20 protein-coding genes are annotated in these 19,738 nt (G+C 44.0%); 17 read left to right on the top strand and 3 right to left on the bottom strand.

Features of this window, described 5'->3' with window-relative positions; translation table 11 throughout:
• Positions 1 to 155: 155 nt before the first annotated feature.
• Positions 156 to 572 carry a response regulator transcription factor gene (locus ABD744_RS17895; RefSeq protein WP_344799931.1) on the top strand — a complete coding sequence of 139 codons (417 nt, stop codon included), beginning with the start codon at positions 156 to 158 and terminating at the stop codon, positions 570 to 572.
• A 14-nt stretch (positions 573 to 586) separates the two neighbouring features.
• Entirely contained in the window at positions 587 to 751 is a 165-nt protein-coding gene (locus ABD744_RS17890; protein WP_344799930.1) for a hypothetical protein, read from the top strand.
• A gap of 65 nt (positions 752 to 816) precedes the next feature.
• On the opposite strand, the gene ABD744_RS17885 is transcribed toward ABD744_RS17890, so the two are convergent.
• Positions 817 to 1,815, bottom strand: a complete 999-nt coding sequence (locus ABD744_RS17885; RefSeq protein WP_344799929.1) for an NADP-dependent oxidoreductase — start codon at positions 1,813 to 1,815, stop codon at positions 817 to 819.
• Between the two features lie 137 nt (positions 1,816 to 1,952).
• Between ABD744_RS17885 and ABD744_RS17880 the strand changes: the two genes are divergently transcribed.
• The gene (locus ABD744_RS17880) at positions 1,953 to 2,852 is read left to right on the top strand and encodes a LysR family transcriptional regulator (RefSeq protein ID WP_344799928.1); all 900 of its coding nucleotides are present in this window, start codon (positions 1,953 to 1,955) and stop codon (positions 2,850 to 2,852) included.
• A 155-nt stretch (positions 2,853 to 3,007) separates the two neighbouring features.
• Positions 3,008 to 3,688, top strand: coding sequence for an outer membrane protein assembly factor BamD (locus tag ABD744_RS17875; RefSeq protein WP_344799927.1), 681 nt, complete (start codon positions 3,008 to 3,010; stop codon positions 3,686 to 3,688).
• 64 nt (positions 3,689 to 3,752) lie between these two features.
• Here the strand turns inward: ABD744_RS17875 and ABD744_RS17870 are convergent, their stop codons facing one another.
• Together ABD744_RS17870 and ABD744_RS17865 are read right to left on the bottom strand one after the other, a co-directional pair.
• A complete protein-coding gene (locus ABD744_RS17870; RefSeq protein ID WP_344799926.1) occupies positions 3,753 to 4,625 on the bottom strand; it encodes an AraC family transcriptional regulator in 873 nt (290 codons plus the stop codon).
• Between the two features lie 89 nt (positions 4,626 to 4,714).
• The gene (locus tag ABD744_RS17865; protein WP_344799925.1) at positions 4,715 to 5,377 is read right to left on the bottom strand and encodes an alpha/beta hydrolase; all 663 of its coding nucleotides are present in this window, start codon (positions 5,375 to 5,377) and stop codon (positions 4,715 to 4,717) included.
• Positions 5,378 to 5,572: 195 nt separating this feature from the next.
• Between ABD744_RS17865 and ABD744_RS17860 the strand changes: the two genes are divergently transcribed.
• The 13 genes from ABD744_RS17860 (at position 5,573) to ABD744_RS17800 (ending at position 19,645) form a co-directional block, all read left to right on the top strand.
• Positions 5,573 to 6,577: an adenosine deaminase gene (locus tag ABD744_RS17860; protein WP_344799924.1), complete on the top strand. Its 1,005-nt coding sequence runs from the start codon at positions 5,573 to 5,575 to the stop codon at positions 6,575 to 6,577.
• Positions 6,578 to 6,915: 338 nt separating this feature from the next.
• Positions 6,916 to 7,335 carry an RDD family protein gene (locus ABD744_RS17855; protein ID WP_344799923.1) on the top strand — a complete coding sequence of 140 codons (420 nt, stop codon included), beginning with the start codon at positions 6,916 to 6,918 and terminating at the stop codon, positions 7,333 to 7,335.
• 19 nt (positions 7,336 to 7,354) lie between these two features.
• On the top strand, positions 7,355 to 7,783 hold the full coding sequence (locus ABD744_RS17850) for a hypothetical protein (RefSeq protein ID WP_344799922.1): 429 nt from the start codon (positions 7,355 to 7,357) through the stop codon (positions 7,781 to 7,783).
• A gap of 151 nt (positions 7,784 to 7,934) precedes the next feature.
• A complete protein-coding gene (locus ABD744_RS17845) occupies positions 7,935 to 8,360 on the top strand; it encodes a hypothetical protein (RefSeq protein WP_344799921.1) in 426 nt (141 codons plus the stop codon).
• Positions 8,361 to 8,487: 127 nt separating this feature from the next.
• Positions 8,488 to 9,279 carry a YegJ family protein gene (locus ABD744_RS17840; RefSeq protein ID WP_344799920.1) on the top strand — a complete coding sequence of 264 codons (792 nt, stop codon included), beginning with the start codon at positions 8,488 to 8,490 and terminating at the stop codon, positions 9,277 to 9,279.
• Between the two features lie 224 nt (positions 9,280 to 9,503).
• Positions 9,504 to 11,366 carry a M48 family metallopeptidase gene (locus tag ABD744_RS17835; RefSeq protein ID WP_344799919.1) on the top strand — a complete coding sequence of 621 codons (1,863 nt, stop codon included), beginning with the start codon at positions 9,504 to 9,506 and terminating at the stop codon, positions 11,364 to 11,366.
• A 27-nt stretch (positions 11,367 to 11,393) separates the two neighbouring features.
• Positions 11,394 to 12,266, top strand: coding sequence for a TraB/GumN family protein (locus ABD744_RS17830; protein ID WP_344799918.1), 873 nt, complete (start codon positions 11,394 to 11,396; stop codon positions 12,264 to 12,266).
• A gap of 349 nt (positions 12,267 to 12,615) precedes the next feature.
• On the top strand, positions 12,616 to 12,885 hold the full coding sequence (locus tag ABD744_RS17825) for a ComEC/Rec2 family competence protein (protein ID WP_344799917.1): 270 nt from the start codon (positions 12,616 to 12,618) through the stop codon (positions 12,883 to 12,885).
• A 158-nt stretch (positions 12,886 to 13,043) separates the two neighbouring features.
• Positions 13,044 to 14,015: an RDD family protein gene (locus ABD744_RS17820; protein WP_344799916.1), complete on the top strand. Its 972-nt coding sequence runs from the start codon at positions 13,044 to 13,046 to the stop codon at positions 14,013 to 14,015.
• A gap of 101 nt (positions 14,016 to 14,116) precedes the next feature.
• Entirely contained in the window at positions 14,117 to 16,288 is a 2,172-nt protein-coding gene (locus ABD744_RS17815; protein ID WP_344799914.1) for an exonuclease domain-containing protein, read from the top strand.
• Between the two features lie 193 nt (positions 16,289 to 16,481).
• Positions 16,482 to 18,629, top strand: a complete 2,148-nt coding sequence (locus ABD744_RS17810) for a pyridoxamine 5'-phosphate oxidase family protein (protein WP_344799913.1) — start codon at positions 16,482 to 16,484, stop codon at positions 18,627 to 18,629.
• 73 nt (positions 18,630 to 18,702) lie between these two features.
• Positions 18,703 to 19,113, top strand: a complete 411-nt coding sequence (locus tag ABD744_RS17805; protein WP_344799912.1) for a hypothetical protein — start codon at positions 18,703 to 18,705, stop codon at positions 19,111 to 19,113.
• 1 nt (position 19,114) lies between these two features.
• Complete coding sequence (locus ABD744_RS17800; protein WP_344799911.1) at positions 19,115 to 19,645, top strand: MerR family transcriptional regulator; 531 nt, start codon at positions 19,115 to 19,117, stop codon at positions 19,643 to 19,645.
• Positions 19,646 to 19,738: the final 93 nt, after the last annotated feature.

Raw genomic sequence — 19,738 nt, 5'->3', positions numbered from 1 at the left:
TCAAGAAATATTTGCTCGGGAGCTGGATGAGAAGTGCCACCTCAGAGGGTCGTTACCTTTCGTTTATAAGAACTTGATGTAACCAGTAGGTGGCTGTTCGTAGGTTGATATGTTCGTAAGTTGATGGTTATCGAGAATACGAAGAGAGCAAGGGGATGATATTTACTCACAAGGTCTTGATTGTTGGAGATCAGCAGTCGATTAAAATGTTAGTCAGTAATATTTTGTCCGATTACGACGAGTCTTTGGATATTGCGCTGGTAAATGATGGCCGGCAAGCATTGATTTCGATTGCTCATCACTTGCCGGATTTGGTGATTACAGATTTAGATATGCCAAATATGGATGGTATGGAACTTATCAATTACCTGATGAACATATCTTCCCGACCTAAAATAATTGTCCTTGTTGATTACAAGTTACCCAGTAAACAAAAAACGTCAGCCTTCTCGAATCACGTGATTGAGCGTTCGGGTGCCGATTATCGTTTAAGTAAAAGTGATATACGGACAGGACTGATTCCGTGCGTAGCTAAGTGTTTTTCACATAATTATGCAGGCTTGTCGTCATAACGGTGGAGATGACTATGGAAAACAACTCTCAATTAACATCCGGGGTGAAATTGAAGCTTGAGGTGGTTCAGGTTTTAATAAACAAAGGATACACCATACATGAGGCTGCAGAAGCAATGGATGTTCGGGTGTCTGTGATCAAGCACTGGTTGAATCAGCTGAAGCCAAATGAGGATTGATTCGGATGATGTTAAATTGAATGATTTCAGGCCTCTCCTGAAATCATTCAATGTCAGATTGTAATTTATAATTGTACGATCAGTTTCCCTTTATTCTCTCCGGTAAAGAACAGGTTTAAACCGTCAATGGCTGACTCCAGCCCTTCAAGGATATGACTTCGGTGTTTGATTTTACCTTCCATGACATAAGGTGTCAGCTTGGCGAGTAACTCAGGAACCTGGTGGAAGTGGTCTGGCATGGCGAAACCCTGAACGGTGATTCGTTTTTTGATCAACGGAATCCAGTTTGGCCCTGGGCTTGGCTCAGCTTTTGAATAGTCTGCAATCATGCCGCATACGACAATTCGACCATGATTATTCATTCGCTCAAAGATCAGGTTTTGAATTGGGCCACCCGTGTTTTCGAAGAACAGATCGATGCCATTTGGGGTCAGAGCGTCGAGTTGTTCAGAAAGGTTGCCAGATTTGTAATTGATGGCCGCATCAAACCCTAATTCATTTACGATCCAGTCACATTTTTCATCGGAACCTGCTACGCCAATTACGGTAAGACCATCAGCCTTGGCCAGTTGACCGACCAGTGACCCCACAGAGCCAGCAGCTCCGGTAACGATTAAGGTTTCACCCGCTTTAGGCTTACCAATATTAAATAAACCTTGAGTGGCGGTTAGGCCTGGCAAAGCAAAAATGGATAGCACGGTTTCATCAGGAAGAGGGGCCTGAACTTTGTTGATGCCTTGTCCTTCGCTCAATGCGTATTCTTGCCAGCCCAGCATGCCCATGACTCTGTCTCCGGCTGCGAAGTCTGGGTGATTGGATTCTACCACTTCACCTATACCTGATGAGCGCATGACTGACCCCAGCTCGACTGGTGGAATATAACTGTCGGTGGCGGGACTCATCCAGCCAAACATGGCAGGGTCTAATGACATGTGCGTTTGTTTTATCAATAGTTGGCCTGGTTCGGCCTTTGGAATGTCTTTTTCTACCACTTCAAAATACTTAGGTGTGATAGGTCCTGGCTCAGGGCGTGCGATTAGGTTAATGGCTTTATAGGTGCTCATTGGTCACTCCGTTTAGGTTTTTGTTCGTGTGGTGATCTTGTTTATTCGATGCTGGCTATTATTGATTGATAATATGCTGTGATATATGGCCGTATTTGTTAATCTTTATTGTCATTAAGACAATAATTGAGGCTTTTGTGGATCAGTTAAAGGCGTTGAAATATTTCGTTGAAGTGGTAAATACCGGAAGCTTTACCAAAGCGGCTAAGGCATTTGGTGTGCCACCGTCTTCTTTATCGCGTCGTGTAGCGGATTTAGAAGAGGCGTTAGGTGCGACCTTGTTGAAACGGACCACCAGAACTGTTTCTGTGACTGAAATCGGCCGAATGTATTTTGAGCAAATCAGCTCTATTTTAATGGATCTGGCGGCCAGTAATGAGGCGGTCAGCAGTTATCAATCCACACCTATGGGGCAGTTGAAGATCAGCGCCATGACTGGGTTCGGTGAAACCATTTTAATGCCTTTAATGGACGAGTTCAGCGAGCTTTATCCCGAAGTGGTTCTGGACATTACGCTCAGTGATACGGTTTCTACCTTAAGCAGGGACGACGTTGATATTGCAATACGTGGTGGTTATGCGCCGAATGAGCGTGTTATTGCCATTGAGCTTATGAACAATAACTTCATTCCAGCGGCTTCGCCTCAGTACCTGGAAAAGCATGGCACGCCAACGCATCCTCTTGAACTTAAAACGCACAAAGGTTTGTATTACCGTACACCTGTTGGCCCAACCCCTTGGATATGTACTCTGGATGGACAGCGTCATGATGTTTCGGCGCCTGCCGCTGCCATTTCTAATGCAGGAAAATGGTTGGTTAATAAAGCGCTTAAACACCAAGGTATTCTGATGGTGCCTCGGTGGGTTTTGAAACCTTATTTGGATGAGGGGTCTTTGGTTGAACTGAATATCAGACCTCAGGTCAGTATTACCGAAAATCCTAACTTTGGCGTGTTTCTTTTGTACCAAAAGCAACGCTATTTGGTACCGAAAATTAAGGCGGCTGTCGATTTTTTGGTGGCCAGAGTGAAGGCGTAAGTAGGAGGAAAGTCTTATTTTGGTCGATGTCTTACAGACAAACGGGTACTTTCGTTACTTAAGGTAACGGGAATTGAATGGTACAATGCGTTCCAAATTTTGAAACATACTCTGTCTAATGGATTAGATAATTGCTGCAAATATATGGGGCCGTTATGAACCTTTTGCCTATTAAATTTTTCTGGATTTCGATTTTGTTCGTTGCTTCGACAGTGACGTTCGCTCAGGGGGCCAGTCAGTATACTTCCTATCAACAAGCAGAATATGAAGAAGCAAAAGCATCTCGTTCGGTTGCTGCCCTTAATCGCTTCATTCGTAAATACCCGAACAGCAAATTAACCAGAACAGCTGTCTATGAAAGAGACCGCTTAGCGTATTTTGCATCAGCAAATTCCGGTTCATCTGACTCGGTTCAAAAATTTATTGATACTTACCCCAACAGTGCTTGGTTACCAAAAGCCAAATACATGCTCAAGCAGTTAAGAAAAGGTGAAAAATCTAAACCAGCACCTAAGAGCCTTGTCAGTAGCAGTGAGGATGGTTCGGAGCAAGTTGCGTCTAACAACAGCATGGACAGAGTAAGAAAGGCGTTGTCTGTCTATGAAACCAGCAACTCCGAGCGTCAAAAGCAACAGGAAGAGAAAGAAAAGCAGCAGGTATTACTGGCAAAGCAACAGCAGAAATGTGTTCGTTTGGGCGATCGCCTCAAAACTTATGAAGAGGGCCGTAATTGGTACAGCCTGGACGCCAAAGGTGAAAGACGTTATTTATCCGAAGATGAAGTGCAAAGAAATCGTCAGAATGTTCAGAGGAAGTACAATCAGCATTGCGGTTAATACACCACAGAGCTATTTTGATAAGGCTGCCGCAAGTGCAGCCTTTTTTATGAGCGTATGACTGCTATTTTAAGGCTAGGTAGATGTCCGTGAGTAAATCATTGGGAGCAACTTCTCTCGGGTTGTTCAGGTAATCTTCGAATGCGGGTTGATTGCCAGGCTCACGACCTGATTTAGGAAACCACTCGCCATATAGCCAAGCATACGCTTTATGCATATCTGAATAAGGTCCTTTAAAGCGTAACACTGCATATTCGCCGCCCTGTATGGTAGCCAGAGCCATGTTTTCATCTAGATCAATGTCATTTGAGCCACAGAGAGTAACGCAAGCAGCGGATCGGAGTTCGTTCTCCGGCACAGAGCTTGGGTCATCATAATAGACGCCTAAAACTTTCATTTCTGGATTGAACAGACCTTTTACTGCCAGCCAGCCAAATAACTTTTCAAACGCGTGCCCTATGTTGATGTAGGGGCCGGTATGAGGAAAACTGATTACTTCAAATGCTTCGACTTGCTTTATGTTAACTTCGTGCATGGAGGTACTCCTTGTCGTGCCTGAGGCACATCGGTCATTAATGTGAAATTGGGTATGACTGCCTTGTTTTCGATATTTGGCGGGTGGCATACCATAGGTTTCACTGAAAGCACGGGAAAAGGATTGCAAGCTGGTGTAGCCGGAAGTTTTTGCAATTTCGGCTACGGCCGAATCACTATTGGCCAACTTTCCGGCTGCTTTGTGTAAGCGCAAGCGCTTCACCGTCGAAGCAAGCGTCTCGCCATAGGTGGCATGGTAAATTCGATGCCAGTGATAAGGCGACATGCAAGCAACTTCAGCAAGTTTATTAAGATCTAATGGTTGATCCAAGTGATCATAAATGTAGTCAATAACCCATTGAAATCGTTTTTGATAGAGTGCTGTTGAGGCTTCGCCACTCATGGAATGTCCTTATTCGTATTGCATTTCAGTGAAGATAAAACCATAACACCAGGCTTTTTAACAAATCTTGCTGAGTTAACAGCAAGGCGCTACATCTTCAAAAGTTTCACCAGAATGTCACGGATGTCTCCGATTTGCTCCATACAAACATTGTGCTCCATATTGTATCCTTGATACTGGCAAGAATAGCCCAGATCCTTCAGGGTTTTATGCGCTTTTCGCCCCAGTTGATCTATGACTACCGGGTCTTGTGCACCGTGCTGAATGAAAATAGGCATGTTTTTATTTTGATCGCTTAGCTTTATGGAGTCCGACGTTGCGAAGTAAGTGGATAATGCCAATAACCCGGCAAGCGGCTTTTGAAAGCTTAAGGCGGTTTGGTAGGCAACCGCACCACCTTGGGAGAACCCTATCAGGACGATTCGCTCAGACGGAACCCCTCGCTCAATTTCACGTTCAATCAATCTGACGATTTCGTCCGACGACGCTTCGAGCTGTGCAACGTCGACTTTTCTGTCAATGTTCATTTCGAGAATGTCGTACCAGGCAGGCATGACGAACCCACCATTGATGGTGACCGGGATGCTCGGGGCGTGAGGAAATACAAAACGAACAGCCGCATTTTCAGGCAGGTTTAGCTCAGGCACAATCGGAGCAAAATCATTGCCATCTGCGCCCAGCCCGTGAAGCCAAATGACCGATGCAGTGGCGGGTTGGCTTGGGTTGATTTCCAGGCAAGGTATTAGGCTCATTATTGTGCTCCATGATGTGAAATTAGGGGGTCTATGATTGCTTCTGAGTTTACCCTCCTTTGCTTCAATCACCTATAGTTAAGTCGCTTCTTCCACAAACTGAATTTAATGCATGGGTCACTCAAGCCTTTTAAGGCGGATTAAGTTAAAATCTGTCTTTGTAGTCAAAAATTAGATCGATGAGAGGGATTGAATATGTCTGCGCTGACTGAAAGCTGGTTGAACGCATTACCGAAAGTAGAACTGCATTTGCACCTGGAAGGCAGTCTTGAGCCTGAACTGATGTTCGCTTTGGCTCAAAGGAATCAAATAGAGCTTCCGTTCAAAGACGTTGAAGCCGTTCGAGCAGCTTATGAGTTCAGTAATCTTCAGGATTTTTTGGACATCTACTACCAAGGCGCAAATGTATTGATTCATGAACAGGACTTCTACGATCTTACCTGGGCCTATCTCACTAAGTGTAAAGAGCAAAATGTTGTTCATGTGGAGCCGTTTTTTGATCCTCAAACGCACACAGATCGCGGTATCGCTTTTGAAACGGTGATTAATGGAATTAGCAGAGCTTTAAAAGACGGACAAGAAAAGCTGGGCATTTCCAGTGAATTGATTATGTGTTTTTTGCGTCACTTACCTGAAGAAGCCGCCTTCGATACGCTTGCTATGGCAGAGCCTCATTTAGATAAGATCATCGGTGTGGGGTTAGACAGTTCAGAACAAGGGCACCCACCAGAAAAGTTCAGCCGTGTGTTTGCTAAAGCTCGGGCGCTTGGCTTGCTGACGGTTGCCCATGCCGGTGAAGAGGGGCCAGCAGACTATGTATGGACAGCGATTAATGACTTGAAAGTTGGCCGAGTCGATCATGGTGTCCGTTCCAGTGAAGATGCCGAGTTGATGAAACACCTGGCTGAAACACGAATGCCTCTGACAGTATGCCCGCTTTCCAACACCAAGTTGTGTGTATTTGATGACATGAGCCAACACAATATTCTGGACATGTTAGCTCAGGGTATTTGCGTTACCGTAAATTCAGATGACCCAGCCTACTTTGGTGGCTACATGACTGAAAACTTCGTTGCGCTGGCCATTGATCTCGCACTGGATGAAAGTCAGGCTCGAGCATTGGTGCAAAATAGCATTGAAGGCGCATTTTGTGGTGACCAGCGAAAATCAGAAATGGCTGCACTCTTGAATGGTTATTAGTTAAATCAATCTGATGCCAATGGCTGAGTTACGGCCTTGGCATTTTCTTGGTTTTTGAATTACTTTGCTGTTAGCCTGCCAAGTAATTGTTCTGTTACTAGAAACAATTGAGCTCTGTTGTGTCCAGAAATACGAAGGATAATAATAAGAAGAAGGTTTAAAAATTAACCCTGTGCAGCAAAAGTAAAAAACAAAGAAAGGCGGGGGCACAGTTCTTATCTGCGAAAAATCTTATTCTTCGTATGGCGAAGCAATTTAAGAAATATATGATTCGAGTACTATCCTCTTGCACCAAATTCATGTTTTCCGTCAGAGCGGAAATGGTTAAAGGTTTATATATGCAATATCCATCGGTATCGAAACGGTACTTTGCGGCAGTGATTGATGTCTTTGTAATTTTGGGTATTTTTTACATTGCGTCTGAATCCCCTGTTGCGAGTTTAGCAAAAGCGAATATCTTTGTGGTGTATGCCATTGTCTTTTTGTACGAACCTGTTTTTACCTCAAAATTATGTACGTTAGGTCAATTTATGATGGGCTATCGTGTTCGCACACTGGGTGATTATAAGCGTATCGGCGTCTTTCAGGCATTGTCGCGTTATATAATAAAAATACCTCTCGGTATTATCTCGATGTTAACAATTCCTGCGCGAAGAGCTCGAAGAGCGATACATGATTTGGTAACCAGTACCATTGTCGTCAGTAATAAGGCTTTAGAAGGTCAAAGAAGTCAGGAAATGGCTTCATCTGATAATTGATTAACTTAAAATACTAAGTATGAATATTACTGACTATGTTTGGGAATGGGCTTTTCAGAAAGAAGAAAGGTTGGTTTTTAGTCTTTTTTCATTTGGAGAAGCTCTTGAGCTGCTGTCATGTGATCCTTTGCTTCAAATTGACACACTAGAAGGAGAATGCCCTTTTTTGACGTTATGGTACAACTGTTGTTGTGAAGTTTTATCTTTCAGGGAAAAGCTCAATAACCGCTCTCTTTCGTCGTTTTACGATGAAGAACTGCATAATGCTTTAGATGTGTTATCACAATCTTTCGAAGAGCTGACTATAAATGAATGTGCCGAAGGGACGGTAGATATTTTATACATGAACGGATGGTGCAAAATCAGAAGTTTAAGTAAATTGCCTTTGACGCTTATTCATTGGGAACTTTTAAGAGAGTTAAAGGGGGGCCTTTATAAGGTGCTGTGAGTTACGTTAAGAGAATCTTGAAGCATTTGGGTTTCTGATGTTATCGAAAGGGGCGTCAGGATAGCTAATAGATTCGTTCTTCGGTTTTTATTATCCTGCTCGTTAGCGCAAAGAATTCAACGAATGACACATCTATAGAAGGAATTATGATATGTCGATGAGTCTATACTTGTTTTTGACCTTGGATACGCCACTTAAAACAAAAAATTTGAATGAGGCGGCCAAGAGTTTAGGTGTTCCCATCGTCTACGAAGAAAACATTGATTTAGCGGGACATGCCGGTTTTTTACCTGCTGTACTGAATGGCTTAAAGACAGGAGTTGAAGTCTACAAAACACCGTATTCACAAGTGGCTGAGTTATTAGCTTCCAGTGACAGTGTTGATCCTGACAATACCGTTGTTATTGAATTTCGCTGGGGTGGTGATTTCTATGAAGGGACGACGGCTCTGTACACGGCAATGATATATTCTGCGAAATATAATGGCGTGGCATTTGATCCAATGAGTGGCAGGTACTTAGGTGCGGATCAATTAGTCCAAGGTGTCGAAGCATTTTTAAGTTATGGTGAACAGTGATTCGGCGCTAATAAGCGCTTCATGTCAGATGAATCCTCGAGTTCTCACACCAAATTCGGGGGCTTGGCCTGGGGTGTGAATGTTCAATTTTTTACCCATTTTTTATGAAACAAGATAAGGATGCCAAATGAGCGATCAAGGAAATATGATTTTACTCGATAGTAATGATCCGAAAATGTACGAGGCAAGCAAAAGCGCCCAAAAAGAATTTAAGTATTTTTGGCGTGAAGTGTCTTGGGAACGCAGAAGAATTGTACCTGCTTTGGAATTGGCGTGTGTAAAAGTTGCTTTTCGAACAGATCAACCGAAAGGAGAAGCGCCTGAGCTTGAGCATATGTGGGTCGGTGATATTGATTTTGATGGTGAGGTTATTTCTGGCACTTTGCTCAACGCGCCAAACTGGATTTCCGGTTTGAACGAAGCCGATTCAGTGACGGCAAATATTGCAGACGTTGGAGACTGGATGTTTGTCATTCAAGGCAAGGTTTACGGTGCTTTTACTGTTAATCTGATGAGATCGCGAATGAGTCCCGAAGAACGACAAAACCACGATGCCGCATGGGGTTTTGATTTTGGCGATGCATTTAATATTCTGTTGGAACATAAGCCTGTGAACAAAAGTGCTTTCGGCACCTCCGGTGCGGGTGAAACGATAGAATCGCCTGAACACCCAATGAGCTTGAACATGGGAGACTCTTTAGCTGAGCAGTTAAAGTCATCCAGTGAGTTGTTAACGTATTTGGATGAGAAGGGTTGGAGCATCTTGCACCAAGAAGCTTTGGCGGGCAATTCCACTTCCGTAAAAGTATTGTTGGATCATGGTGCAGATAAGACTCTAAAAACGCAGACAGGTGAGACGCCACTGGATTTGGCTAAAAAGCTGAATTGGGATCACGTTGTTGCCGTGTTGGAGAGCTAATGTTTAAGAACTGGTGCTAGTTGTTAGCCAGGTTCATTATTAATCTGATCTTGAACTTAAGAAAGTCAAACATCAGAAACAGGCAACAGTTACATCAAGTCTGAACTCATACATCTGAACCAATACAATTGACATTTTTGTCAGGTGCTTGTCTGATAGAGTTCTGTTAAACATGCCCTATGGATAGGGTTTTCGTAGAAAAGAATTTTGAATAAGGGATTATTATGAGTAACCTTCCGGATATGTCTGACTTTGAACGGCGCGTTCAGGCCGCTGAAAAGCTGGCTCAGACCAACCCCTCTCTCTATAAACTCAAACTGCTTTGCTATGCCTTATTGGGCTACGGCGTGATTTTCGCGCTGTTGTTTGCTTTGTTTGGCTTAATCGGCGGGATGATAGGTATGGCCGTTTACAGCACGGCACTGTTGCTGCTTCTGGTTAAAAAGAAGCTGATTCTGTTTATTATTCCGGCCATTTGGATACTGTTTAAATCCTTGTGGGTCAAAGTGGAAGCGCCAAACGGTTACCTGCTGACAAGGAAAAAAGCGCCACGACTATTCGATGAGTTAGATCGGTTAAGAACGGAACTGAAAGCTCCGAAGATTCATCAAGTGATTTTAACACCGGAGCTAAACGCTGCAATTAGCCAGACGCCAAGATTAGGCGTGTTGGGTTGGCAAAAGAATACGCTGATCATAGGTTTGGAACTGTTACTGATTCTTTCTCCTGAACAGGCCAGGGCCGTGTTGGCTCATGAGTTTGGTCATTTATCGGGGAACCACAGCCGGTTTAATGGCTGGATATACCGGGTTCGAATGACCTGGCATCGAATCATGTATGCATTTCAAAACGATGACGGTTTTGGTGCCAAGCTGATGCGTAAGTTTTTCGACTGGTACACACCAAGGTTTTCTGCGTATTCCTTTGCTTTAGCTCGTTCGAATGAATACGAAGCGGATCAAATATCGGCACAATTGACATCTCCACAGGCCGCAAGCAAAGCCTTGATCAATACTCACGTCACCGGCCCCTATGTAGATGAAAATTATTGGCAGTTTTTCTTTAAAAAAGCCGATCGTATGGCTGAGCCAGATCATGGGCCGTGGCAGGGGTTAAGTCATTTTCTGGGTGAACACGTGGCCTCACGCGATGAGCTTCAGAAGAAAATGGAGCAAGAACTTACGAATGAAACCGGGATGGAAGACACGCATCCGGCTTTAAAAGACCGAATCGGCGCTTTGTCTGCAACCGCAGCTGTACCGGAACCGGTAGATCAAACGGCCGCTGAAATTTGGTTGGCAGATGAATACCAGGGCATTATTCGTGATTTTGATACAGACTGGATTGCTGAGCACGGTGAACGCTGGAAAGAACGACACGAGTATGTGGTGGAAAGCCAGGCGAAACTGACTGAACTCAATAAGCTGAATAAGGACGAGCTCTCCGATGAGCAGCTTTGGGAGAAGGCCTCTTTGGTTGAAGAGTTTGTTGATAAAGAAGAAGCCTTTGATTTGTTCACTCAATTTCAAGTTCGCTATCCCGATGACCCGAATGTTGCTTTCGTACTCGGACGTCTTCTGTACGATAAGAACGATGAAGCGTTATTGGATCAGATGAAAATCGCGCTTAATCAGCCAAACCTGGTTCACTCAGCGTGTGAGTACGCATATTACTTTTTGATCAAAGCAGAGCGTATAGAAGACGCAAATTGGTGGTTAACTAAGTCTGAAGAGCAGTCCCACATTGACGAGATCAGTGAAAAGGAGCGCTCTCAGCTCACGCTAAAGTGCAAACTGGTTAAAGCTGAAATTGATGAAACGATGAAGCAACACATCATCAAAACATTGTCGGCCAACAAGAACGTAAAAAAAGTATGGATTGCCCAGAAACCCATGCAATATTATGCTCATGTACCTGCTTATGGCATTGCTATCGAGTTTAAGCAACGATTTGGCAGCGTCGATAAGCTGGTTCAAGAGGTGTTGGAGCAGCTGGATCTGGATTGCAGCTACTTTGTTGTACCTAAGTCGGGCGACTTTAAAAAACTTGCCAAGAAAATTATTAAACTGAAGGATCGCTTGGTTTAAGCGCTGCTTCCTATAAGGAATACGGTTATGGCATTAGTCAAACAATGGGTTTTGTTTCTACTCATTTTTGTGTCGATGGTTACCCCAAGCTTTGCAGACTCGCCTGTGTGGAAGGTATCCAAAGGTGATCATCATCTGTTTGTAGGAGGCACAATCCATTTGTTATCTAAATCGGATTACCCTCTGCCACCGGCATTTGAACAAGCCTATAAGCAGGCCTCATTGCTTGTGTTTGAGACGGATCTTGAAGCGTTGACTGATCCGGAATTTCAGAAATACATGATGAATGCTGTCACCTACCAGAACGGCACTTCCTTGAAAGAGGTTCTCAGCGCAGAAACCTACGAAGCGATGGCAAATTACCTCTCTGAGCGCGGTGTACCTATGGACCGTTTACCCAATTTCAAAGCGGGAATGATGTCTGTGACTATGTCGCTGGTCGAGCTTCAGCGTTTGGGTATGACTGGTACAGGCGTGGATGAATTTTATAACCTGAAAGCGTTACAGGATGAAAAGGGCATCGGTGAGCTGGAGACCGTTGAAACGCAGGTAGACTTCATCGCCAATATGGGTGAAGGCCAGGAGGATGAGCTGATTCGGTACACCTTAGAAGACCTAAAAAATCTGAACGAGTTGATGAAAGATCTCAAACATGCCTGGCGGCACGGGGATTTAGCAAAAATGGAAAAAGATATGATGTTGCCGCTAAAAAAGGATTTTCCTGATGTGTACCATCAAATGTTGGTCGAGCGTAACAATGCCTGGTTGCCTCAGCTTGAAAACATGATGAAAGATAAGCGTGTTGAGTTTGTTTTGGTCGGCGCATTGCACTTAGTCGGTGAAGATGGCGTTATTCACCAGCTGAAAAAGCGAGGCTATAAGGTTGAGATTGTGAAGTAACTTCTATGAAGGCTTTAAATCGCAGAAATCTTTCTTCGTTTTCTGGGCCAGTTAAAGTCTGAACGACGTCAGCTTGAGCTAAGAAGATTGGCTTAAGCTGACACTCAAAACCTGAAAATTATTTATTTGTTCGCTTGTTTTTGATCTACAATTCTTCGCCTCTGTCTTACGGAATTATCAACTGAAACAAAGGGTTAAATTCTCGCTTTAGTTTATTTCTTTGCCTGCATTATTTTGATGTCTAATTTGGGTTGCTGTGTTGTATGGTTGTCGCTGCCTATCGCAACTACGCTTACACAAAGCAGTATGAGTGATCCGTATTTAGGGAATAAATAACAGGAGCAGGCAAATGCAGGGACAGGAACTCACCTGGATACACTTCTTAGCCATCAGTGGTGCTGTTGTCGCCATGTTGATGGGCATAATTCTTACTTTCTATCGATTGCATGTCCTCGAACAAAATTTCAGCGCGAATTCGATTAAAGCTCTGGGTGTGTTGGTGTTTCTCCCAAGTTTGGTTATTTTTGCTGTGTTGACCAACTTTGGAAGTGAAACATTGGCTGCATTGCTGGGGACAGTGGCTGGCTATGTTTTGTCTTCTTCTGAAAGAGATAGCTGAATTTTTAAGCGTTATACGACCTTGACGTATGACCCCCTTTCAACCACGCTAGAAAATCAATTTTTCTAAAAAGTAGGTGTCTTGGCTCCGTTGCTAAATTCTTATTATGTTGTTCTAATGCGACAAAAATGCATTTGCCAGTAGGTTGATAGATAGGAATGAGTGACGCAGTGGAACAAGCATGGATAGCTAATTTTTGGAGAAGGCTGGGCGCCTTTTTTCTCGACTCATTGATACTTTGTGTTGTTGGGTTTCTTTTAGGGCTTTTTCTTGAAGACTACTTCGTAAAGCTGGGGGACTGGGGACGATTGGTTGGTTTTGTAATTGCTTTCCCCTATTTTGCAATTCTGAACAGTACCCTAGGCTCAGGTCAAACCTTGGGTAAACGCGTCTTGAAGATCCGTGTGGTTAATGCCCAGAACACAACGTTAAGCCTGACTTTATCTGGTATTCGCTATGCTATTTTGAGTGTTCCTTTTCTTTTGAATGGAGCCGGGTTTGGCTCTGACCAAAGTATTTTGAGCACTGTTTTTCTATCTATTATTTCTTTGGCTGTTTTTGGTGGCGGGCTCTCCATTTTATATCTTTATCTGTTTAACCGGAAAACCCGACAGTCTTTGCATGACATAGTGGTGGGCAGTTATGTGGTGAATGTTGACGTTGAGAAACAAGAGACAGAAGCTATTTGGAAAGTACATTACGGGGTAGTGGCTCTACTGTGTATCATTTCACTTGTTCTTCCAGGTGTTTCCTTCTTTGCTCAACAGAATCAAGTGCTTGAGGATATGTTGTTTCTTCAGAGAGAAGTGTTAAAAGAGCCGCTCGTTTCCCAGGCAAGTGTTATGAAGGGCGTTTCTAATTTTAAAATGTCTGATGAAGAAGCTAAAACTGTTACCTATGTTAATGTTCGGGCATTTGTAACGGATAAGAACATTGAGAATGAAACACTCGCCCGTGAACTGGCATCGTTGGTGGCTAAAAGTTACCCTGAGGCACCTGGCTTAGACTTGATTCGGGTAACGTTTACCTATGGTTATAACATTGGAATATGGTCTCAGTGGTATAACTATTATTATAACTTCAACCCAGCCGAACTTTCTGAGAAGGCGGTTACTGATCATTTGAAATAATGCGTTTTTGGAATGCAGTAGATTATTAAACAAAAGAGTTCGCCTCTTATGGATTGCTGCTTATACAATAGTGCTGATTAGGTGCAAAGCAGGTATAAGCAGTGAGCTATCGTAAAGAATTACCCGAGAAATATTATCTTCAGCACTTTGAAGAGTTTATTGCTTACATTTCTTCTGTTTGCGGTTCTTTATTGGATGATAAAGACAAAGCTTATCTTTCGTCGTATCAGGCGCTGCCTGAGCCAGCACAATGTTTGCTTGTACGGCTGTTGAATCGCAATATCACTTTAGTGGATGTTGAAACGTTAAGGTACGATGAAATTCCTGATATTGAAGCTCAGTTAGATACATTGGGCCATGCCGGTTTTATCCGATATGTCTCTGAATCGGACTGGCCCTTGGTGTTGTCTTCTTTGAACAAACACCATCTGACTCAGCTTCTGGATGTTCACCCCTGTGTTTCTTATAAGAAGTCCGCTAAGAAACCGGAGCTGATAGATTTGGTTGAAGCGCATTGCTCATACCCGAATGCCGTTGATCTGGGACTTTTTGATAACCACATAGTTAAACGACAAATGCCTGTCTTTGAGTATTGGTTGTTTTTGTTTTTTGGCAATCTTGATAGCCGTTTAAAACAGTTTTCGATGCGCGATTTGGGGGTGATTCAAACACGATCAGACGCCAACACTCCGATAAATCATTCGGCACGATTCGATGATCCGGATGCCGCCAAAAGCGCATTTATTTACGCCAAGCGTGCAAAGCAGTTAAAAGATATTTCGGATCAAGCGCTTGAGGATGATCTGGCGTCTTTAGTACGGGTGGAACCCATAGTTGGCGCTCAGGCTGAGAATTTTGCTAATAAGTACTTTCTTAAACTTTCGCGACGGCTTGAAAAAATAAGCGTGGATCATGCAATTTCTGTTTTGGAATTTTTAAAAACACCAGAGGCAGAGGAGCAGTGGATACGTCTTCAGTACAAGCAAGGTAAAAGAAGTGAGGTTCAGGCTCGGCTGGAGCACTTACTGGATGACGCTCAATCAGAGCATATTTTGCTGTTTGCAGAAGACTTTCTCGCCCGTAAATTCAATCAGAAGAAAACAAGTCCTTACACTGATGTATTGAGGGCGGCAAAGGTTCTGTCGGTTGAAGAGCTGTACCGTAATCATGTGGAATTGGGTGTTCAGGCACATTATCAGAACTCATCTACCGAGGTTTATTTTTCTGAGAATAATGTTTGGCGCAGTCTATTTGGTTTGTTGTTTTGGGAGATTATTTTTGATCCGCAAACCAATGTTTGCAATGAATTCGATGATCGTCCACAGGTGTTGATTGAGAACACATTCTATTCGTTATTTTCCCCCGGAATAGAGCAGCTTTTGGCTCTGTTGGGTGATGCCCAAAAAGCTGAGAGGCATTTAACGAAAGTGGCCTCTGAACAGTATGGAAAACATAACGGGCTGTTTTATTGGCAACCGGATGTGTTGGAGAGTGTGCTGTGCTTGGTTCGAAATGCTCAGCCAGAACCTTTGAGTGAGTTACTGAGATTGATGGCCAAGGATTATTATAATCATAATGACGGCTTCCCGGATCTTATGATTGTTGAGAAGGGCCAGTTAAGGTTTGAGGAGGTGAAAGCGCCGGGTGATCAGCTAAGGAAAAATCAACTGGTCATGATTAATACGCTTAAAAGCTGTGGCTTCGATGCGAGCGTGACTCGGGTAGAATGGTTTATTGATCCGAGCCAACCTTATGTGGTGGTCGATATTGAAACCACAGGCGGTAAAAAAGGCGTGCACCGCATTACCGAGATCGGTGCGGTAAAGGTGGTTGCCGGAGAAGTCATTGACCGCTGGCAAAGCCTGATTAACCCTCAGCGGCATGTCCCTTCGTTCATTACTCAGCTGACGGGTATAACCAATGAGATGGTGGCTGAGGCGCCCTTGTTCTCGGAGGTCGCGGAAACATTTTTTCAGTTTATGGAAGGGTGTATTTTTGTCGCCCATAATGTGAATTTTGATTATGGCTTTATCAAAGATGAATTTGAACGTGTTGGACAGCGGTTCAATATGCCAAAGTTATGCAGTTGCAAAGAAATGAGACGGCATTTTCCAGGGTATGAGTCTTATGGTTTGGCGAACTTATGTCGTGAATTCGATATTAATCTGAACAGTCATCACCGGGCTTTATGCGATGCAGAGGCTGCAGCCGAACTGCTGAATTTATTCAATGCAAAGAGGTTGTCCCAATCAGACTCCAAGCCGCCCAAGTGAACCAATAACAAAGAGCTTTAGTCGAACTTCTTCCTGACCTGTCTGCTCTCTGTAAGAACGCCTGAACTTTATTAGAGTATCGGGCTACTAATTTCTTAATTATTTGAAATTCGTAGCCTGTTTTATTCTGAATGTTCCAACGCTGCGATTTTTGATTGGCCTTTAAGGCATATAGACTAAAAGGGATTGATGCATGGGCAAGGCTTCAGAAATAACGCCGTTAGATAACTATGATTCAGCTTCGCCGTTTCATCGTGGCGAGCAGACTTTTCAGGCAATGACTGGCGTTCGGGATAAGATGGAACGCTTTGGTCGTCAGGTGATTCGTGATTTCATGCCGGATCAGCATCGCGAATTTTACCAGCAGTTGCCTTATGTGTTTGTGGGTCATGCGGACGATCAAGGATGGCCTTGGGCCTCCATTCTCTTTGGACAGCCCGGGTTTATTCAGTCTCCGCAGCCAACGAGTTTAACCATAGACGCCCGGTCGCTCGAAGGTGATCCTTTAACAGAAAGCCTTGCTAATAGTGAGGCGCCGATTGATTTAGGCTTGTTAGGGATTGAATTGACCACCCGGCGTAGGAATCGTTTATCTGCGTCTGTGGAGCTGGGTACTGACCAGCGGTTGAATGTGTCGGTTCGGCAAGCATTTGGCAATTGTCCGCAATACATTCAAACCCGAGATCTCGAATGGCTGGACGATTCAACACCCAATTCGGCGGAAGTACTTCCGTTTGAGAAGTCACTTGATCAAGCGGCTGTTGACCTGATTACCCGCTCGGACACCTTTTTTGTGGCCAGTTATGCCAGCAAAGGCGAGGTCACTAATGAACAGAATAAGGGGGTGGATGTTTCGCACCGGGGAGGAAAGCCCGGTTTTACCAAAGTCGATAACGGCACGACATTGACCATTCCTGATTATCTGGGAAACTTCCACTTTAATACCTTGGGCAATTTACTTGAAAACCCGAAAGCGGGCCTGTTGTTCATCGACTTTGACTCTGGGGATATTTTAACGCTGACAGGGCGGACCGAAATTTTATGGGATTCGCCGGAAACGGAATATTTTGAAGGGGCTGAACGATTATGGCGATTTCGTGTAGAGTCCGGTCGCTGGTTAAAAAATGCGTTACCGTTTCGTTTTACATTTGGCGCTTTTTCTCAAAACAGTTTATTAACCGGATCATGGCCGGAAGCAAAAAAACTGGCACAATCTGAACGAGAGAGAAATCAGTTTCAGCCTTATGTAATCCAAGAAATCAAAGAAGAAAGCAGTGTTATTAAATCGTTTTATCTTGAACCTCGGTCATCGGATTTTATTCCCGCGAGGTTCAAGGCGGGGCAGTTCATTACCTTAAGAATGCCAGTTACCCAAGAAGACCAAGGCTCAACCGTGGTTCGTACCTATACGGCTTCCAGTGCACCCAGTGATGGTTTTTTAAGAATCAGCGTTAAGAAAGAGCCAGCTGCATCTGATGATCTGCCGGAAGGGCTGGTGTCTAACCGATTACACAGTGATTTTTCTGTGGGGGATGTGGTCGAGATAAAATCACCTTCTGGTGTATTTACGTTTGACCCGTCGGAAACCAGACCGGCCGTTTTAATTGCCGGTGGTATTGGTATCACGCCAATGATTTCAATGGCCAGAGAAGCGCTTGCTTATGGGATTAAAACTCGCAGTATGCGAGCTATTACGATGATCTCGGCAGCAAAAAATGCTGAGCAGCGTGCGTTTTTTAATGAGATAAGTGCGTTGGTTCAAAGCTCTGATGGTCATGTTAAAAGCTATTGGTCATTGAGTAATCCAGAGCCGGGTTTAAAGCCGGGAAGGGATTTTCATCATCACGGCCGAATCTCCAAGGAATTGCTGCAAGCAGTACTTCCTATCGATGATTACGATTTTTACTTATGTGGCCCGGTCGGGTTTATGCAATCGGTCTACGATTTGTTATTAACGCTTGGAGTTCAGGATAACAATATTCACGCAGAAAGTTTTGGGCCTTCGTCGTTGCACCGTCGACCGGAATTAACCAAAGATCAACCGTTACAGGCTGAAATAGCGGATGAAGCTGTGGTTGTGTTCTCCAAGTCAGGTGTAGAACAATCCTGGACGAAAGAGGATGGGCCGATCTTAGATTTCGCCGAATCTCATGGATTAACCCCCGAATTTGGTTGTCGAACCGGCCAGTGTGGTTCGTGTAAAGCGGTCGTGAAAGCCGGACATCTGGTGCACACTCAGGAGCCTGGCGTTGAGCTAAATGCCAATGAAGCTTTGCTGTGTTGCGCTGTGCCCTCCGAATTGGATGACAAGCCGATGCCGGAAGTGGTGATAGAAATCTAAACTTAAATGACAGCTTGACCTGACTATTACTTCACTCTTTATGATGCCGTTAATGCATTATAAAGAGGTGAGTATGAGAGACGTTAGCCGTGAAATCAGCGATCAAGCGTTTATTGCGCAATTTGAAAACCTGACACTTGATCCAGTGTATTTTGATCACGTCGGACATTTGCGTTTAACCTGGTTGTATCTGAATCAATACACGCTGGATGTGTCGATTCAAAAAGTGTGTGAAGGTATCAATGTCTATGCAACGCATTTGGGGGCACCCGACAAGTTCCATGTGACGATTACCCAAGCCATGGTGTGCCTGGTTGCCGCGCGCATGCAGCCACAGGAGCGAAGTTGGCAGTATTTTTTAGCAAATAATCAAGATATTGTTGAAAATGCACTGTCAGTGTTATGTCGTGACTACACTAAAGAGCGGTTGCTCAGTGAAGAAGCCAGGCACGTCTGGCTGGAACCGGATTTAGGGAGGAGCTAGTTTGTATACGATTGGTCAATTAGTGTATTCGTTTGGTCTCTCTCGAAGTACTCTTTTGTATTACGACAAAATAGGGCTGCTTCAACCTTCTGCACGCAGCGAGGCGGGTTATCGCTTATACACACAGAAGGAGTATGATCGGCTGGCTCAGATTTTGATTTATAAAGAGTCAGGACTTTCGTTAGCGCAGGTCGCTGAGGTGTTGGACGGTGCCGAGAATACGACGGCCAGAATTCTTGAGCACAGGCTGGAAAGTCTTAATCAGGAAATTTCTGGCTTAAGAAAAAAGCAGCGGCTGATACTTCATATGCTGGGTCAAGAGACCTTATTTCGATCCGCTAAAGTGATGAATAAAGAGCAATGGGTGGGGATTTTGAGTGCATGTGGTATGAGTGAGGAAGATATGCGCCAATGGCACATAGAGTTCGAACGTGCTTTGCCGGAGGTGCACAGTGATTTTCTTGAGTCATTAGGTATTGAGAAGGAAGAACGGACTAAAATTAAGTCTTGGTCTTCGGGTAAAACAACCTAAATCTGGATGCTATCGTTTTGAGGCCTTGCTATCCTCTGGTATAACTCTTCACTACTAAAAACTTATTTATTTACAAAGCCTTATTTCCTCAAG

It is taken from the genome of Litoribacillus peritrichatus, assembly GCF_039537985.1.
GTDB lineage: Bacteria > Pseudomonadota > Gammaproteobacteria > Pseudomonadales > Litoribrevibacteraceae > Litoribacillus > Litoribacillus peritrichatus.
Note: the sequence above shows the minus strand (reverse complement) of the source record. Positions and strands in the feature narration are given on the sequence as shown.

Excerpts from the sequence above, each read along its gene's own strand:
- ABD744_RS17895 (WP_344799931.1), top strand. The coding sequence starts at position 156 with ATGATATTTACTCACAAGGTCTTGATTGTTGGAGATCAGCAGTCGATT.
- ABD744_RS17890 (WP_344799930.1), top strand. The coding sequence starts at position 587 with ATGGAAAACAACTCTCAATTAACATCCGGGGTGAAATTGAAGCTTGAG.
- ABD744_RS17885 (WP_344799929.1), bottom strand. The coding sequence starts at position 1,815 with ATGAGCACCTATAAAGCCATTAACCTAATCGCACGCCCTGAGCCAGGA.
- ABD744_RS17875 (WP_344799927.1), top strand. The coding sequence starts at position 3,008 with ATGAACCTTTTGCCTATTAAATTTTTCTGGATTTCGATTTTGTTCGTT.
- ABD744_RS17870 (WP_344799926.1), bottom strand. The coding sequence starts at position 4,625 with ATGAGTGGCGAAGCCTCAACAGCACTCTATCAAAAACGATTTCAATGG.
- ABD744_RS17865 (WP_344799925.1), bottom strand. The coding sequence starts at position 5,377 with ATGAGCCTAATACCTTGCCTGGAAATCAACCCAAGCCAACCCGCCACT.
- ABD744_RS17860 (WP_344799924.1), top strand. The coding sequence starts at position 5,573 with ATGTCTGCGCTGACTGAAAGCTGGTTGAACGCATTACCGAAAGTAGAA.
- ABD744_RS17855 (WP_344799923.1), top strand. The coding sequence starts at position 6,916 with ATGCAATATCCATCGGTATCGAAACGGTACTTTGCGGCAGTGATTGAT.
- ABD744_RS17850 (WP_344799922.1), top strand. The coding sequence starts at position 7,355 with ATGAATATTACTGACTATGTTTGGGAATGGGCTTTTCAGAAAGAAGAA.
- ABD744_RS17845 (WP_344799921.1), top strand. The coding sequence starts at position 7,935 with ATGTCGATGAGTCTATACTTGTTTTTGACCTTGGATACGCCACTTAAA.
- ABD744_RS17840 (WP_344799920.1), top strand. The coding sequence starts at position 8,488 with ATGAGCGATCAAGGAAATATGATTTTACTCGATAGTAATGATCCGAAA.
- ABD744_RS17835 (WP_344799919.1), top strand. The coding sequence starts at position 9,504 with ATGAGTAACCTTCCGGATATGTCTGACTTTGAACGGCGCGTTCAGGCC.
- ABD744_RS17830 (WP_344799918.1), top strand. The coding sequence starts at position 11,394 with ATGGCATTAGTCAAACAATGGGTTTTGTTTCTACTCATTTTTGTGTCG.
- ABD744_RS17825 (WP_344799917.1), top strand. The coding sequence starts at position 12,616 with ATGCAGGGACAGGAACTCACCTGGATACACTTCTTAGCCATCAGTGGT.
- ABD744_RS17820 (WP_344799916.1), top strand. The coding sequence starts at position 13,044 with ATGAGTGACGCAGTGGAACAAGCATGGATAGCTAATTTTTGGAGAAGG.
- ABD744_RS17810 (WP_344799913.1), top strand. The coding sequence starts at position 16,482 with ATGGGCAAGGCTTCAGAAATAACGCCGTTAGATAACTATGATTCAGCT.
- ABD744_RS17805 (WP_344799912.1), top strand. The coding sequence starts at position 18,703 with ATGAGAGACGTTAGCCGTGAAATCAGCGATCAAGCGTTTATTGCGCAA.